This window comes from Paraburkholderia dipogonis (assembly GCF_042680985.1).
Classification (GTDB): Bacteria; Pseudomonadota; Gammaproteobacteria; order Burkholderiales; family Burkholderiaceae; genus Paraburkholderia; species Paraburkholderia phytofirmans.
Genome location: NZ_JBHUFR010000030.1, coordinates 134,286 through 150,753, shown reverse-complemented (window position 1 = coordinate 150,753; position 16,468 = coordinate 134,286). Strand labels below are relative to the sequence as shown.

Below are 16,468 nucleotides of genomic sequence, written 5' to 3'. Positions count from 1 at the left end.
GTGACGATGATTGGTTTTGTTTAAAAAATAAGTCGATGCCCCGCCTATTGCTGCGCCTGTTATGGTCCCGATAACGGGAAAGCCGATCTTAACGGCATCTGACAGTAACTGAATTTCTTGCGGCGTCATTTTTCTAAATATTGGTAACTGATCGAGATTGATTCTAAGGTTTCTGCACGTGTATGCCGATAATGCTATTCCTGCTCGCAGAGGACACCAGCCTTTTTGAGACGTCGCAAGGTATCGTCAATGCTGCGCTCAAGCCGTTTGTGGCTTTCCTGCAATACACCGGCGTATAGAACAAGCTGTTGATAAGTGGCTTGCAACGTTTGCCTGTTCGCGTCGGTAGGTGCTTGGTTGGTAATAAATGCGACCTGTTGATGTTTTTCAACAAAACCATTGTTTAACCGAAACGAATCTATAAGCGCTTTCGCGTAGGTGTAAGTCTGAATGAGGGCTTTTCTTAGATCGTTATCTTTTAGATGGCCGATGAATACAGCGCTACTATGGTAGACGCTAAAATATTCCGATGACACGGGCCAGAAATATAAAAATGGTTGCCCCTTGGGGAGTGCGCCGATTTGATTTCCAATCGAAGATTTATACACCTCGGAGACCGTTTCAAGTTCATCATGTAACGCTTGCAGAATTGCCCGATGATGATTTGTCTCTCGTCGTTTTTGCTCAACAGTGCCAGCGGCTAGTTGCTGCCTTACGCCCATTAACGTGCATAGACCCCCGATGATGGCACCGACTAGCCCCATCAAGGCTGATACCCAATCGCTTGACATTTTGCACTCTCGGAAGTGTTTGGTTTGATCTTTTGGCTATGGTGGTTTGTTTTCCTGCCGCTTTCCGTGTCCACCCCGCGCTATGGTAGCGCGAACTCGCAGCGGAGACGTGCGACCAGAGCGTGAGTGATGAAAGCTGACTTCAGCAAGCGTCTAAAGGCAACTGGCCGGATCATCCGTTATAGGCGCGTCTCGCTGACCGGGACGCCCCTTAAACGACGACAAGACGTCAAAACACAGTCTTAATGATCTTGTCTACTCCCACAATCAGGTCTTGCACCTGTGGTTGCGTCGGTTCCGGGTCTTTGCTGTGATCGCACAAGTTTCTGATATCTGCGAGGTGTTGTATGAAACGCCAATCTGGAACGCCGATTACATCATTGGACTTAAGACTTTCGTTGAAATCTGAAATGGTCGGGTTTTTCTTGCCCGGAAGAATACTTCTGTTCTGACAGACTTCGCGAAGGTGGCGTTCAAGTACGACGCCAGCGACAGCACCGGCGGCTCTGACAAACTTGTGCTTGTTTAACTCCTTGGCAGTAGAGATTTCTGAGTCCATCAAATCCGCGTGAACAATATTCCTTATGTCATATAAGGAACTATCGAATCGCGAGGTTGCAGCTTCCACTATCGCGCACTGCTGTTCGAATCGGTTTACAGCAGCACGCTGCCCAACTACCACTTCACCCATGCGCTTTACGACTGTGCCCTGTAAGTAGTCTTCAATTGTGTAATTGGTTTGGGTGATATCTCGTCTGCCTTTGGGTTTTTCGTAATGGCGAACAAAGTCGTCAAGACGGTCGGGCAATATCTGACGCAGCAAGCTAAGTGACTCGGAGTACCACGCTTGATATGCGGTCTCGAATTTCGGTAAACTCTTAAAATACGCGTCGGCTTTATCCCCAAGCTCCTGCTTGAAGTCTTTGACTTGTTCTGGCGTCGCAACAGAGATGCGCATGGCCATCACTAGGCTGTCCCCGCGCGCAATGAGCGATTCCAAATCTTTTTTAAATTTATCGATATTATTTGCCATTAATCAGCCTTTGTCTATTGTGCGTTTCGCTGGTCAAGCGGTTGTTTTCTATAGATGATAAGCTAGTTTTGCAACGGCTTCTCTTAGTGGCCCTGTACTGCCTGCCCGCCATGCCGGGCGCAAGTCGGCCCACAGGGGACAACCGGACTGCCCCGAAGCATACATTGGGCACAGCCTCGGACTACCGTCTCATATTGGCATACAGCCTGATACTGCTGGCCGCACTAGCCACGGGTAGATGCCTCATTGTTCAAGACGTTCCGCGATTGCTCCGACACATAACGCGTGATGGGCGACTTGCTCGTAGTCATGCATTTTGGTGCATGTCATTTAGCGCCGCGTAAAAATGCTCGAACTTCGGTAGATTAACGAGCACCCGCTCCTAAGGAGTCGTATCCGCGGACACACCGATTTTGCGGAAATTGATAGACGTCTGAGAGGCTTTCAGTGGTAGGACGCCCGGGAAAATCTTCGGCAGTAGTCCCGCAAATAATTCTTGATCATCGTTGGTTTGTGGCATCGGCTGCGCTTAAATCGATAATAGTGGAAATCCACGCTCTGACCTGGTAGGTCTTGTGCTTGCTCGTACGGCCCGAAATTACTAGCAATCATCCACAGAGGCGATGCCCTCTTGTATAAGCCAGTCGCCGGGCGCATGCGGATAGCTCTAACTAGAGTTCCAAATAGCGGCCATTCGCGGGAGTCCGCTCATGGCCGCTAATCGCCTATGGCCTTGCGTCGCCCCCCCGCTTCGATGGTGATACAGAAGTGGAGTCGATCCGTCGTTTCCGGAGATGTTTTCGTCCACTCCAGTGCGGCAGCACGGATTGTCTGGCGGCAGAAGTCGGCAGCATCCAGTACCGAAAGATCGTCTAAACTCGTCGTCCCCTGTGGCGCATTGCCGTGGCCAACCCGGCCATCGGGACACTGAACCCATCCTTCCCAACCCAGAATGTGAATCTTGTTAGTCGCACACCAATCGACCGCAGCTATAGCCGCGTCGAGCGGAAGGACGGTCTCCCTAGGTGAAATTGAGCGACGCGCAATCTCGGGCGGCAGAATTTCCAACTGCGGCATTTGACACACCAACAAGGTCCGGAATAGCGAAATTGTCGGCAATCTTTCGTCGAATGTCGAGCGTCCGCTCATGGCCGTACTGCGTCTCCCGACCGAGCCCTAGAGCGCCTCTGCGCGCTTTCCGCCGATATGCAGGGCGAACACGCCGACCGCCATGGCAACGAGCGCGCGCGAGAACCAGATCCTAAACGGGGTCGGCAGATCGAAAACGTCGAATGCTTGAATCAGGCTGTAAAGTCCGAAGCAGATCGACGCGATGCCCAGCGCGATCAGGGAGACGACAAGCATCTCAGGCGCCGACCGACGACGCACATCATTTACTTCCTCTGGAGGCTTTGCTGTCGCAGATCGCTCGTGACGCGGCTTGCAAACCGGCCTCATAGACTTAGCTTCCGCAACTGCGGGCCGCGACTGATAGGCGAACCGCTCGTGTCATCCGTAAGCTTGCCGACTTGAACAAACTGTGCCATGAGGCACAGCACAAAGCAGAGAATCATGACGCACCGGACCGTCGAGAAGAATGCACTCTTCCCTGGCACGACGATGTTCACGACGGCTACCCTGTTGTGGGCGACGACACCTTGTGCGACGGTGGATCGTGAACTCGGCCCCTGCAGTGCGGCGGGAATGCCCTGGATGAAACGAGTGATGGCAAGCGCGCCGACGAATGCGCAAGCCACATGTAAATAGATCAACCAGGACGGCTGCGGATATTCCGGACGGTCGAATACCAGGTTCAGGCATGCCACGATACCGGCACACGCTGCGCTCCAGGCGAACGCCAGCAGCCATGATTTGAATCGCTGGGTCATGAGTTTCGGCTTCAATGAAAAGGACACTCGACTTCAATATCGGCAAACAGTCGAAATTCTTGAGTGATCCAGACGCTGCACGCGACGCTTCCGGCCGATGACGTCGGCGTCCCGTCGCAAGTCAATGCTTTTTTGAAAATTAAAATGCCGCTCCCGCAAAGCCGCCTCCTGGCTGGCAGCAAGGGGGACGGAAACGCAACACTGAGTAGGATAAAACCACGCTAACCTATCTCACAGTGTTGCGTCCTCGGGTAGCAACGGGCGCAACAAATTGCTGCATCACGGTTATGCAACATGAATTACCAAAAAAGTAGATACCTTGTGGATAACTTGGCCGCCTTACCCGTTGAAATATAAGAAAAAACTGACAAGCCAGACTAACGCAACACTTCACCATAGGTACCAAGAAACAACAAATCTCTTGTTGTTGGTTGCGCTGTCAGTCTTGAACTCAAGACCTCGTCGATGGAGTCTTGCCGACCTTGACACCCTCGACGAATCGTTTGGACTGGCAGGTCGACACTAGCAACTCATTCGATAGCCTTGACGATGTCTTCGACCACCTTTTTCGCGTCGCCGAACACCATCATCGACTTGTCCATATAGAAGAGCTCGTTGTCGAGACCCGCGTAACCCGCTGCCATGGATCGCTTGTTGATAATGACGGTCTTTGCTTTGTAGGCGTCGAGAATCGGCATGCCGAAGATAGGGCTTCCCTTTTGCAAAGCCGCTGGATTAACCACATCGTTCGCGCCCAGAACAATCGCAACATCGGCTTGACCAAACTCGCTGTTGATATCCTCCATTTCGAAGACCTGGTCATATGGCACTTCAGCCTCCGCGAGAAGAACATTCATGTGACCAGGCATGCGACCAGCGACGGGGTGAATCGCGTATTTGACGTTGACGCCCTTTCCCGTGAGCTTCTCAGCCATCTCCTTGACGGCATGCTGGGCTCTGGCGACGGCGAGGCCATAGCCAGGAACGATCACCACGCTTTCCGCGTTTCCAAGCACAAAGGCCACGTCGTCAGCACTACCCGACTTCACGTTCCGTTGCTGAGACGCGCCTGCGTTCTGACTCTCTGCCGAAGCTCCGAATCCACCGAGAATGACGCTAAGGAACGAACGATTCATTGCCCGGCACATGATGTAACTCAAGATGGCGCCGGAGCTTCCAACGAGCGAGCCCGCAATGATCAGCATCGAATTGCCGAGACTGAATCCGATACCGGCAGCTGCCCAACCTGAGTAACTGTTAAGCATCGATACGACGACAGGCATATCGGCGCCGCCGATTGGGATGATCAGCAGGACACCGAGCGCCAGCCCCAGGATGAGCACCATAAGAATCCCAGCCCATGCTTGCGTAGCGACGAACTCGTAGCAGAAATATGCAGTCGCTAAACCGAGCAGGAGATTCAGTTTATGTTGGCCGCTGAAACGCACCGGTGAGCCCTGAAACAGACGAAATGTGTATTTGCCGGAGAGTTTTCCAAAGGCAATAACAGACCCAGTGAAAGTCAGCGCTCCGATAAAGATCCCGAGTGCCAGTTCCACACGATTTCCGGCCGCAAGCGGTTCGCCTTTTCCCACTACTCCGAACGCCCACGGCTCTGCTACTTCCGCGACCGCAACAAGTACGGCGGACAGGCCGATCATGCTGTGCATGAACGCCACCAGTTCCGGCATCTTCGTCATCTCGACCCGTAGCGCCAACCTGCCACCTATTGCGCCCCCAACGACGACTCCGACGATGGCCCAACCGATCGCCAGAGGTGTGTCCCGAACATTTTCGAGTACAAGTGCGGCAGTGGTCAAGACGGCGATGGCCATGCCACTCATCCCGAACAGGTTGCCTCGAATCGATGTAGTGGGATGAGACAACCCTTTTAAAGCCTGGATGAAACAGACGCTCGCCGTCAGGTATAAGAGCGCGACAATATTTGGACTCATTTCATCGCTCCCCTGCAATCGCTGTTTTTGTCTTTTTCTTGAACATGGCAAGCATCCGCCGCGTCACAAGAAATCCACCGAACACGTTAACCGCGGCAAGCGCCACTGCGACAACGCCAACTCCACGGCCCAGCGCGGTTTCCGTCTGCACAGCGGCAGGAATCGCGCCGACGATAACGATGGCGGAAATTGCATTTGTCACTGCCATGAGTGGCGTGTGCAATGCCGGCGTGACATTCCAGACAACGTGATAGCCTACATAGATGGCAAGCACCAGCACGGTCAGGTCGATTACGGTGTGACTCACTATCACTTCCATTTTGCGTCGCTCCTTTTCTCTTGACCGTTGTGCGCGATGAGGCACGCAGCAATAATGTCGTCCTCTAGGTCAATTCGTAAATTTCCATCATCGCCGGTCAAAAGACGGACAAACTCAAGGACATTCCTCGAGTAAAGCGTGCTTGCGTCAGTTGCGACGAGACCGGGAAGATTGGTTTCACCCACGATAGTGACGCCATGTACCGAGATCGTCTGTCCAGGCGTGGTCAGCGGACAATTACCACCCGCGGCGGCAGCGAGATCTACCACTACCGAACCCGGCTTCATGGTTTTCACCATTTCTTCGGTCACGAGAACAGGAGCCCGGCGACCTGGAACCAGAGCCGTCGTGATCACGATGTCCGCCGCTGCCACGCGGTTCGCCACTTCGACTTTCTGACGCTGCAACCAGCTCTCGGGCATCATCCGCGCGTAGCCGCCTTGCCCCTGCGCAGCGTCCTGTTCTTCCTGCGTCTCGCAGGGCACATCGACGAACTTTGCGCCGAGCGACTCGACCTGTTCCTTGACTGCCGGACGTACATCCGAGGCTTCCACGACCGCCCCCAGGCGCCTGGCGGTGGCAATGGCCTGCAGCCCCGCCACGCCCACACCCAAAACGAATACCCGTGCTGCTTTAACCGTACCGGCCGCAGTCATGAGCATGGGAAATATTCGCTGAAAACGCTCTGCCGCGATCACCACGGCTTTGTAACCGGCAATATTCGCCTGGGAACTGAGTACATCAATGCTTTGCGCCCGGCTGGTCCGCGGCGCGGCTTCAAGCGCGAAAGCGCTAAGGCCCGCGCGCGCGAACCCCGCAATACCGTCGGCATCGAAGGGGTCAAGCATTCCGACCAGTGCCGTTCCACTTCTGAGCTTCGTCAATTCGGTCCGGGTCGGCGCTCTGACCTTCAGAACCAGTTGTGCAGCAAGCGCATCTGTATCATCGGAAAGCTCCGCGCCTGCTGTTGAATACTGCTCGTCAGAGAGACCTGCGTGCATGCCGGCGCCACGTTGCACACGAACCGTATGACCTCTTGCGACGAACTTCTTTACCGTCTCTGGCGTGGCGGCTACACGCCGCTCCTCGTGCAGCGTCTCCGCTGGAATTCCTATTAACATCGAGCCTGTCCTCACATCGTGTTATTCGATCGGGTCGAGATCGCGCGTTACGGCGTGATGATCCGCTGCTGGCGAGGCGCGTGAATGTCCACGGTTTTCGCCAGGCCGCATGGTGATCTTCAATCGGACCTATCGACGTCGTGCCCGCTTGGCGATTACACCAACTGTTCGAGCAGGCTCCTCGGGTTCACGTATTCGTATCCAAGTGCCGAAGCGACTGCCTCATGGGTGACCTCGCCTTCACATACGTTAAGACCGTTTCGCAGATGCCTGTCGGCGCGCAGTGCCTCGCGCCAACCGTGATCTGCAATGGCTAATGCGTGTCCAAGCGTCGCACCGTTGAGCGCGAACGTCGAGGTGCGGGCAACAGCGCCTGGCATATTGGTGACGCAGTAGTGAATGACTCCATCGATCTCATACGTCGGCGCGGCGTGCGTCGTCCCTTGCGACGTCTCGAAGCAACCGCCCTGGTCGATGGCAACATCCACTGCGACCGCCCCTCTCCTCATCTTCTCGATCATTGCGCGGGTCACAAGTTTGGGTGCGGCCGCACCGGGCACGAGGACCCCTCCAATGAGCAGATCTGCGTCGACGACCGCGTCCTCGATACTGGACGCCGTCGAATAGGCGGTCGTAATCCGGTTGCCGAACACGAGGTCCAACGATCGAAGCCGGTCGATGCTTTTGTCCAGCACCGTCACGCGTGCACCCAGACCAATAGCCATCTGCAGTGCGTTCGTGCCGACCACACCCGCGCCGATGATCACGACGTGCGCCGGCGAAACGCCCGGAACGCCACCGAGCAATACGCCCCGTCCACCCTTACTTATTTCGAGGTGCGACGCGCCAGCCTGGATGCTCATTCGGCCTGCCACCTCGCTCATCGGTGCCAGCAGCGGAAGCCCGCCATTCGGCCCGGTGATGGTCTCGTAGGCAATACAGATGGCCTTCGACTTCACGAGCGCTGCTGTCTGTTCGGGATCCGGTGCAAGATGCAGGTAGGTGTAGAGAATCTGCCCGCTGCGGAGCATCTCCCATTCCGTTCTCTGCGGCTCCTTCACCTTCACCACCATATCGGCGCGTTCGAATACTTCCCCCGGGCCATTCGCGATAGTCGCGCCCGCCCATTCGTAGAGGTCGTCGTTGAGCCCAATAGCCGCTCCAGCCCCCTGCTCGACTACAACTCGATGACCGCGTCCAGTCAATTCGCGCACCGAAGAAGGCGTAAGCCCAACCCGATATTCGTGGTTTTTTATTTCTTTCGGAACTCCAATTAGCATGATGTCTCCTCCATTTCGTGAATGAAAACTTCGCAGGCAGATCTGTCGTTCGCAAGCGGCCTGCTCACTTCGCGCTCGTGGCACGCTCGAGCATCGCGTGAAGCAGTACGTTGCAGCCCGCCGCCAGGTGATCAGGACGAGCATCCTCAATTTCGTTGTGACTGATGCCGTCCTTGCACGGTACAAAGATCATCGCTGCAGGCGCTACGCGCGCTGCGTAAATAGCGTCGTGACCCGCACCTGAAACCACATCCATATGCGAATACCCGAGTTTCTCCGTTGCGCGGCGTACAGCATCCACGCAACCCGCGTCGAACGGACAGGGGGGATAATGCGAAACGCGTTGAAGCGAGATACGGACGCCGTGCGACGCCTGCACTGAGACGATGCAAGCAACCAGCTCTTCATGCATTTTGTCCAGCAAAGCCCCGGTTTCATTTCGCAGATCGATAGAAAACCGTACTTCGCCCGGGATCACGTTGCGGCTGTTAGGAAAGACTTGCACGAAGCCAACCGTGCCCCGCCCACTCGTTGCATACCGGTTTGCGATGGCCACGACTTCCTGCATCACAACCGATGCGGCCTGCAGAGCGTCCTTTCTGAGCGGCATCGGCGTAGGTCCGGCATGCGCCTCGACGCCGGTTACCACGCAGTCGTACCACGACAGTCCAAGTACCGCAGGCACGACGCCGATGACACGATCCGAATCCTCGAGAACCGGGCCCTGTTCGATATGTGCCTCGAAATACGAGCCAATCGGATGATTGCCGCATGGTTCGTCGCCGAGATACCCAATGCGCTCCAGTTCATCACGAACGTTATGACCATCGACATCCTTCGCGGCGTACGCATGCTCCAATGTGAACGCGCCGCAGAACACGCCTGAGCCCATCATCACCGGCACGAAACGTGACCCCTCTTCGTTGGTCCACGCCGTGACTTCGATTGGAGCTTCTGTCTCGATGCCCCTCTCATTGAGAGTCCGGACGATTTCGAGGCCAGCCAGAACGCCGTAATTTCCGTCGAACTTGCCACCGGTAGGTTGCGTGTCGATGTGGCTGCCCGTCATTACGGGAGGCAGGTGTGGGTTCCTGCCGCGTCTTCGCATGAAGATGTTGCCTATCTGATCGACCGTCACGGAAAGCCCTGCTTCTAGTGCCCAACCGACGACCTTGTCACGCCCTTTCTTGTCGAGGTCGGTCAGCGCCAATCGCTTCACACCGCCTTTCGGCGTGGCCCCGATTGCCGCCAGTTCCATCAGCGAATTCCAGAGACGCGTCTGATTCACCGATACTGTGTCGTCGGTCATTACCCCATTACTCATGGCCTTAACTCCATCGAAGATAGTTTCAGGTCGAGCGCTTACGCCTTCCGTGAGAAGGCCGGGATGATCTCTCGCCCGTACGTGGCGATGATGTTCTCCTCGTCTCCGTTGTCGAGATAGATGTTGAACTGCGTAACACCGGCTTCTTTCAACTCGTTCAGCTTTCGCACGTGATCTTGCGGCTGACCAAGCACGCAGAAGGACTGGACGATATCTGGCGTGATGAAGTCGAGAAACGGGTTGTCGCTCTGGCCGTGCTTTGAATAGTCGTAACCGCTGCGCTTTTCGACATAGTTCGTCAGGCTATGCGGAACAAGGTCAGTATCCTTGCCGTATTTCTCGACGATATCGGCCACGTGATTGCCAACCATCGCGGGGAACCACTTGGTCGCCTCAACGCCCTCTTCCAGGCTTCCGAAGTACGCTGGTGCCGCCGCCATGACGCGGAACTTTTGTGGATCACGACCAACCGCCTGTGCTGCCGACTTGCACTGGTCGGCGAACCATTTGCATAGTCCGGGCTCTGCGATTTGCAGCACGACGCCTTCGGCGTTCTCTCCTGCGCACTTCAACGCGAGTGGACCGTAGGCGCCGATCCAGGCAGGCATGTCATAGCCGACGGACCAGGGAAACTGAACCGGGTTCGGGCAGCCCTCATAGGTGACCGCTTCGCCACGCACCATCGCCTTGACCTTGTGGACGAATTCCGCCACGCGGTCCAGCGATGTCGGCTTTTTTCCCATCACGCGCAGGGAACTGTCTCCGCGGCCTACAGCGATTTCGAACCGGCCGCCACTTTGCTTGGCAAGGGAGCCGAACAGCGAAGCAGCCAGCGACCAGTCGCGCACTTCGGGGTTGGTGACGAGCGGGCCGAAGCGCATCTTTTGCGTATGCTCCATCAGCATAGCCATTGCGGGGTACGCCTCGCGCCAGAGAATATGGGAGTCGTAAAACCAGCAATAGCTGAAACCTGCATGTTCAGCCATGCGAACGAGATAACGTGCGCGATCAGCTTCGACGAAGCCCTTGAAACAAATTCCGAATTCCATGTCTGCTCCTTTGCATCTAATAGGGATGTCACGAAAATCAGGGCACACCAGGCGCCCAGATGCGAACACCTGCGTGACTGAAGGGAACTTTTTTGCTGATATTCAAACGAATCAGAATCGAAGTCATTGCCTCGACACATCGTGCGGCACTCGCCGGACCAGCGTCATATGCACTCACCTGCAGTTTCTTGACGAGTTCAATCACTTCTTCTTTAGCGCCGTCGTGATTTCCAACAACGAGCACGTCGCAATTGATCGGCGTGTCAATGCGATTGAGCGTGTGAGCGGACACGTTGTGGAGGGCGCCAACCACTGAAACAGCGTCTCCGAGCAGGTGCTGCGCCGCTTCAGTTGCCGAGCCTTGCGGAGGCATCTCGACCGCCCGCGGGTTGCCTGGCGCAAGGGGCACGACAATATCCACAAGGATCTTGTCGTGCAGTCGCCCGGACACGGCTCGCAGTGTTGTGTCGTGCGCCGAATAGGGCACGGCAAGCACCACTATGCGATCTGCCTGAGTGACCGCGTCCTCGTTCGACAAGCCGCGGATAGGCGTGAAAGAGCCGCAAGCCGCAAGTGATGCATTCAGTTCTTCAGCAATCTGTGCTGCCCGCTCTGCATCCCGTGAGCCGAGAGCAACGGGAACACCTGCGATTGCAAAGCGCTTCGCCAGTCCCTGGCCCTGGGGGCCAGTACCCCCAAGAATCGCGATAGTCATTTAAAGAGGTCCTCATGTAAAGGTCGCACGTAATCACGCGCGCTGGCGTGCGGATTAGCACGCCAGTGCAAACCGCGGAATACGACGACGGGGGTCGCCGCATCCTTGGGCATCAAAAGCCCGCTGGCCGCTGCAATTTCGTCAGCAACCGCTTGTTGCGAAACCAGTAGCTCCCGGCCGAATGCATCCTTCTCCCCGACCCAGTCGATAATGGGAGTTACCCCGGATAGACCAATCGCGACATTGACAAGTCCTCTGCGCCACGGGCGCCCAAACGTGTCAGTAATAATCACGCCCGGGCGGATGTGTGCCCGCTCCTCGATACCCGTAGCGATTCGTCGCGCGCTGGCGTCCGGGTCGACCGGCAGTAACAGGAGGCGATTCGCGGAGCCACCGAGGTTGCTTTCGTCAATCCCGGCATTCGCGCATACCCAACCGGAGTGGTGCCGAGCGATTACGATTCCATCGGGCTTGCAACGAACCACTCGCAGGATCTCGCTGCTTTCGTCGAGAATGGCTTGGACTTTGCGGGCGTCCTTTCCGCTCTTTTCGGCGATTTCACGGGCCGCTTTGCCCGGCGCGATCATGTCAAGTTCGCGCACGCGCCCTTCCGCTTTGGAGACGATTTTTTGTGCGACAACCACGATGTCGGTGGGATGCCACGTCTCACCCATCTCCACCATCGACTTGACAATGTGCGCGGCGATATCGTCCTGCGGTTGGACCTCGGGGATTCCACGCAGAGCGAACGCGCGCATGTCGCGCCATTCATGCATGGCGTGCTCCGACTCGCAACACTCCGCGTTTGATGTGCGCATCGGCCCGTGATTTCATCCTTGCAAACGCGGCCGCTGCGGATGCGGCATTCAGCAAAGGAATGCGTTCTCCGTTTGCCGCCCACCAGCTCGCGATCAGCATATAGTCGTCAGTAGTGTCCACGTCCTGAGAAAGCGCGGGAAGCTCAAGTCGCTTGACACCTATTCCAGCTTGCTCCAGCAATCCCGCATGACGCTCGGCCGATCCAAGTCCGTAGGCGAATGTCCACTCATGTGGAATGTCACGTACCGGAAGAAGAAGAGCGTTAGTGCCGCCATCATGTGAAGGGACAATCGTCGCGCGCCGCTCATTGCGTTGCGCGAGCAGTTCTCGGAACTCATGTTTTAGAAGATGCGGTAAATCACCAGGAAGAATGACGAGCCACTCATACCCTCCTTTGCGTGCGCGATTCAGCGCCAGCATCGCGGCCGCGTCTAGTCCCGTCTCCCCATCGCGGTTTCGACGTGCGGTGTCAGGCTCCCGAACCACTTCGCTTCCGTACCCGAGCGCAACCCGAGTGATCTGGCGACACGGTGTGACAACGACACGGTCGATCTCGGGGAACTCAGTAGAGAAGAATCTCTGTCCGAGATCGAAAAGGTCAAACGCTACCCGTTTCGTTTGGACAGCGCCTAGCTCCTGAGCAAGCCGGGATTTCGCCGACGGCAGATCCCTCATCGGTACGGCAATGACGGTTTTCATGCAAGCTCCTCGGTAAAGCCCAAGGGATTGAGCTGTCCAGCCTTGAGTACCGCCCGCGCAAGTTCGTTGGCTTTGTCGCGATCGCAAATATGCGTTGCCGCGAGTTCGATATGTGGAAGCCCTGCGTCCATCAGCGCCGGAAAGTCCGCGTCGTCGGATTTGTCGATCACCAGCGCATCCAGCAAATCACGGTAGAGTGTTGCGATCGCTCGATTCCCAGTGCCGAGTTTCAGATCGGTCAGCATCTCGGCGAGCGGCCCCTTCACGGCTCTCCCGCCAATGAGCGGTGACACGCCGACGCATCTGGCCGAGCTTCCCAAAAGCGCGTCACGAAACCCAGGTAGCGCCAACATTGGGTAGATCGACAAGAGCGGATTCGATGGAGCAATGACAACCAGATCAGCGCCGCTCAATGCGAGGGCGGCCGACGACGTCACGCGTGTGCCCACGGTTTCATACCGAATCGCACGAACGGCAGGACGTGCTCGTTCTTGCACAAACCACTGTTGAAAGCGCATCAATCCCTGATCAGTGTCGACAAGCGTCGGGGCGTCGCCGTCGCTGGCTGGAATGATGGTTGCGGGCGTACCCAGCGCGCTTGTAATGCGATTGGTAATGCTTGTAAGTGACTCGCCTCTTGCAAGACACTCACTCCGGAACAGATGTAATCCGATATCACCATCTCCAAGGTGCATCCACGTGTCTGGAGCCTTGAGTTTGCGTAGCATGTCGAGAGCATGAGTTGTATCTCCCGCAACTCCCCAACCTCGTTGCGCCTGAACGAGACCACTCAGCGTATAGACGACCGTATCCAGATCCGGGCAGACCTTGAGGCCGTGAAAGTGTTCATCGTCGCCGACATTGACAATGACGGAGAGACTCCCTGCCGGCAGGACGGTGGCCAACCCGCGCGCCATCCGCGCACCCCCTACACCACCGGCAAGTAGTACTACCTTGGGGATACGCTCACACATGTTCCACTCGCTGAACCGGCGGCCGGTAGGAAATAAAATGGATGGGGTTCTGGCCGCGCGGATTGAGGGTAGCCAGATTTACAGGGTCGTGATCGCGGTAGTTCTCGAGGGTCTGGTAGAGCGTCGAGCGGCGTATCGGGTCGCGACCCGCATCCCGGATCAGTTGAACCATCTCGAACGCCGTGAGTTCTTCTCCATGCGACGACCCGGATGATCGCGAAATGTTCTCGTCCATCAAAGTGCCGCCCATATCGTTCACCCCTGAATGCAGGAGCGTCTGGGACATGTCAGCTCCGAGCTTTACCCACGAAACCTGGATGTTGTCGATCCAGCCAGCCAGCATCAGGCGCGCAACAGCGTGAACCTTGATGTGTTCCGATGGCGTGGCGCCCGGCCGCACGCCAGGAATGCGCTTTTCGACGTAGAGCGGTGCCTCTGCATGGACGAAACCCAGTGGCACGAATTCGGTAAACCCACCCGTGTCTTTCTGGATATTGCGCAACCGATTCAGGTGATGAGCCCAATGCCGAGGCGTGTCGATATGTCCATACATCATCGTCGACGTACTGCGCAGACCGACTGCATGGGCAGCCCGGATGGTTGCTTCCCAGGCGTCGGCGGACAGCTTGTCTCGTGTCAACTTCTGCCGAACCTCTGTATCGAGTATTTCGGCCGCGGTGCCGGGTATGGACCCAAGTCCCTCAGCCTTGAGTTCTTCGAGGAACGCGGAAACGGGCATCTTTCGTTTGCGCGCGCCAAACCAGATTTCGAACGGAGAGAACGCGTGGACGTGTAGGTCGGGAACCTCGCGCTTGACTGCTCGAAGCACGTCACGGTAATACGTGGGAGGCAGGTCCGGATGAAGACCACCCTGCATACATACCTCTGTAGCGCCTCGCTCCCACGCGACCCGCGCCCGGTGAGCCACCTCGTCGAAGTCCAGCCAGTAGGCGTCTGAGCTTTCGCGACGTTGCGCAAAGCCACAAAACCGGCACCCCATGTAGCAGACGTTGGTGAAGTTGATGTTGCGCGTCACGACGAAGCTGACCGAATTGCCGCACCGAGTTTCACGCACGGCGTCAGCCGCGGCCGCAATGGCAGGGACATCCGTCTCGTCGGCGTCAAGAAGCCGTTCGGCCTCGATCCGGTCGAGTTCGTGCCCCTCGAGTACACGTTCGAGAATATCTCGGGTAACTGCGGTCGCGCTCGCCAGAACAGCTTCGAGGTTCGCACCGGCGGGAGGAAGAAGCTTGGAGAAGGCAAGAGACTTCATGCTAAAACCTCCGCGTTCAAACCACTATGAGCCTGATACCGCGCGTGACCGTCCATGCCCGCGAGCGACATTAGGGCGACAAACGGTTTCGCATCAAGGAATCGGGCAGCGTTCTCCAGATTCAGAAAGGCTGGATACGTAGTGAGTCTCTCCACAAGCTCCATGCCGAGTGCCGCGGAACGACGCGAGATCTCGTCGATGGCCGGCCAGGCGCGTTCCGGGTTGATATGGTCGGCAGTGACAGGCGAAATTCCGCCAAAGTCGTTGATCCCAGCATCCAGATACATCTCGAATGCTTCGTTGAGATTTGGAGGCGCCTGGATTGACACGCTGGGCTGTAGTAAAAGGCGCGCAACCGCGATCGTGCGCAGCATGTCGTCCATATCGGGCTCCGGCGCGTGCTCCATCAGTGTGCCTGGTTTAGCCCGAAAATTCTGAACGATTACTTCCTGAATATGGCCATAGCACGCTTGCATCTCGGCAATCGCAATGAGGCTATCGACCCGTTCGTCCCACGTCTCACCAATCCCGATGAGGATGCCGGTTGTCATAGGCAGACCAGCCTCACCCGCTCGCTTTAGCGTGCGTAACCGCTGGACAGGGGTCTTGTCCGGGCAGGCGAAATGGGCGCGCCCGCGACCAACGAGGCGGCGGCTGATCGTCTCAAGCATGATCCCGGCACTGCCGGCAACCGCCTTGACTTGACGAACCTCGGCCGCATCGAGCGTACCCGCGTTCACATGCGGCACAAGTGAGCTTTCTTTTAGAACCAGCTCGCACATCGCGAGAACATATTCAATGGTCGTCGAGTATCCGAGCGTCTCGAGAATGCGCCTTGCCTCCGGATAAAGAAGTTCCGGCTTCTCTCCTAGAGAAAAAAGCGCCTCCTTGCATCCGAGAGCTTCACCTCGGCGCACGATCTCGCGAACCTGGTCCGGCATCAGGTAGCCTGCTCCAGGCGTGCCGGGATCCTTTGCGAACGTGCAATAGCCACATTTATCACGACACAGGTTCGTAAGTGGAATGAACACTTTCCGTGAGTACGTGACTTTGCGGCCCCAAGTGGTATCGCGGGCGTCGGCGGCGTCGGCCATGAGACGCTGCAGTTCCATGCCGCGCACGTTTCCAAGCGCGTAAGCTTCTTCGCGGGTCAATGCACTCATGCAGATCTCCCGGGCATGCTCGACGCACAAAGCTCTGCCTTTCGCCGGTACGCCTCAAACATCG

The 16,468-nt window shown here is 56.7% G+C and carries 16 protein-coding genes; all 16 read right to left on the bottom strand.

The features are described 5' to 3' along the window. Positions 1-194 precede the first annotated feature (194 nt). The 16 genes from ACFSNN_RS32975 to cofG all read right to left on the bottom strand — a co-directional run bounded on the left by ACFSNN_RS32975 (position 195) and on the right by cofG (position 16,404). The gene (locus tag ACFSNN_RS32975) at positions 195-791 is read right to left on the bottom strand and encodes a hypothetical protein (protein ID WP_134464652.1); all 597 of its coding nucleotides are present in this window, start codon (positions 789-791) and stop codon (positions 195-197) included. A 229-nt stretch (positions 792-1,020) separates the two neighbouring features. After that, the gene (locus tag ACFSNN_RS32970) at positions 1,021-1,824 is read right to left on the bottom strand and encodes a hypothetical protein (RefSeq protein WP_134464654.1); all 804 of its coding nucleotides are present in this window, start codon (positions 1,822-1,824) and stop codon (positions 1,021-1,023) included. A 1,176-nt stretch (positions 1,825-3,000) separates the two neighbouring features. Beyond that, positions 3,001-3,189 carry a hypothetical protein gene (locus ACFSNN_RS32965; protein WP_134464656.1) on the bottom strand — a complete coding sequence of 63 codons (189 nt, stop codon included), beginning with the start codon at positions 3,187-3,189 and terminating at the stop codon, positions 3,001-3,003. Between the two features lie 89 nt (positions 3,190-3,278). After that, the gene (locus ACFSNN_RS32960; protein WP_134464658.1) at positions 3,279-3,713 is read right to left on the bottom strand and encodes a hypothetical protein; all 435 of its coding nucleotides are present in this window, start codon (positions 3,711-3,713) and stop codon (positions 3,279-3,281) included. Between the two features lie 530 nt (positions 3,714-4,243). Then, on the bottom strand, positions 4,244-5,668 hold the full coding sequence (locus ACFSNN_RS32955; protein WP_134464660.1) for an NAD(P)(+) transhydrogenase (Re/Si-specific) subunit beta: 1,425 nt from the start codon (positions 5,666-5,668) through the stop codon (positions 4,244-4,246). Position 5,669: 1 nt separating this feature from the next. Beyond that, the gene (locus ACFSNN_RS32950; RefSeq protein ID WP_134464662.1) at positions 5,670-5,987 is read right to left on the bottom strand and encodes an NAD(P) transhydrogenase subunit alpha part 2; all 318 of its coding nucleotides are present in this window, start codon (positions 5,985-5,987) and stop codon (positions 5,670-5,672) included. Continuing rightward, positions 5,978-7,108, bottom strand: a complete 1,131-nt coding sequence (locus ACFSNN_RS32945) for a Re/Si-specific NAD(P)(+) transhydrogenase subunit alpha (RefSeq protein WP_134464664.1) — start codon at positions 7,106-7,108, stop codon at positions 5,978-5,980. The genes ACFSNN_RS32950 and ACFSNN_RS32945 overlap by 10 nt, the downstream gene beginning before the upstream one ends. Before the next feature lie 155 nt (positions 7,109-7,263). Beyond that, positions 7,264-8,388, bottom strand: a complete 1,125-nt coding sequence (ald, locus tag ACFSNN_RS32940) for an alanine dehydrogenase (protein ID WP_134465620.1) — start codon at positions 8,386-8,388, stop codon at positions 7,264-7,266. A gap of 64 nt (positions 8,389-8,452) precedes the next feature. Next, positions 8,453-9,697, bottom strand: a complete 1,245-nt coding sequence (locus ACFSNN_RS32935; RefSeq protein ID WP_134465621.1) for a Zn-dependent hydrolase — start codon at positions 9,695-9,697, stop codon at positions 8,453-8,455. Between the two features lie 53 nt (positions 9,698-9,750). Then, positions 9,751-10,761, bottom strand: coding sequence for a TIGR03842 family LLM class F420-dependent oxidoreductase (locus ACFSNN_RS32930; RefSeq protein WP_134464666.1), 1,011 nt, complete (start codon positions 10,759-10,761; stop codon positions 9,751-9,753). A 37-nt stretch (positions 10,762-10,798) separates the two neighbouring features. Then, complete coding sequence (gene npdG, locus ACFSNN_RS32925) at positions 10,799-11,476, bottom strand: NADPH-dependent F420 reductase (RefSeq protein ID WP_134464668.1); 678 nt, start codon at positions 11,474-11,476, stop codon at positions 10,799-10,801. Further along, a complete protein-coding gene (gene cofE, locus ACFSNN_RS32920) occupies positions 11,473-12,252 on the bottom strand; it encodes a coenzyme F420-0:L-glutamate ligase (protein ID WP_208949590.1) in 780 nt (259 codons plus the stop codon). The genes npdG and cofE overlap by 4 nt, the downstream gene beginning before the upstream one ends. Then, positions 12,245-12,994, bottom strand: a complete 750-nt coding sequence (locus tag ACFSNN_RS32915) for an NTP transferase domain-containing protein (RefSeq protein WP_134464670.1) — start codon at positions 12,992-12,994, stop codon at positions 12,245-12,247. Before ACFSNN_RS32915 ends, cofE begins: the two co-directional genes overlap by 8 nt. Continuing rightward, complete coding sequence (gene cofD, locus ACFSNN_RS32910) at positions 12,991-13,968, bottom strand: 2-phospho-L-lactate transferase (RefSeq protein ID WP_134464672.1); 978 nt, start codon at positions 13,966-13,968, stop codon at positions 12,991-12,993. Before cofD ends, ACFSNN_RS32915 begins: the two co-directional genes overlap by 4 nt. Then, on the bottom strand, positions 13,961-15,241 hold the full coding sequence (gene cofH / locus ACFSNN_RS32905; protein WP_134464674.1) for a 5-amino-6-(D-ribitylamino)uracil--L-tyrosine 4-hydroxyphenyl transferase CofH: 1,281 nt from the start codon (positions 15,239-15,241) through the stop codon (positions 13,961-13,963). Before cofH ends, cofD begins: the two co-directional genes overlap by 8 nt. Beyond that, entirely contained in the window at positions 15,238-16,404 is a 1,167-nt protein-coding gene (gene cofG, locus ACFSNN_RS32900) for a 7,8-didemethyl-8-hydroxy-5-deazariboflavin synthase CofG (protein WP_208949591.1), read from the bottom strand. Before cofG ends, cofH begins: the two co-directional genes overlap by 4 nt. Positions 16,405-16,468 lie beyond the last annotated feature (64 nt).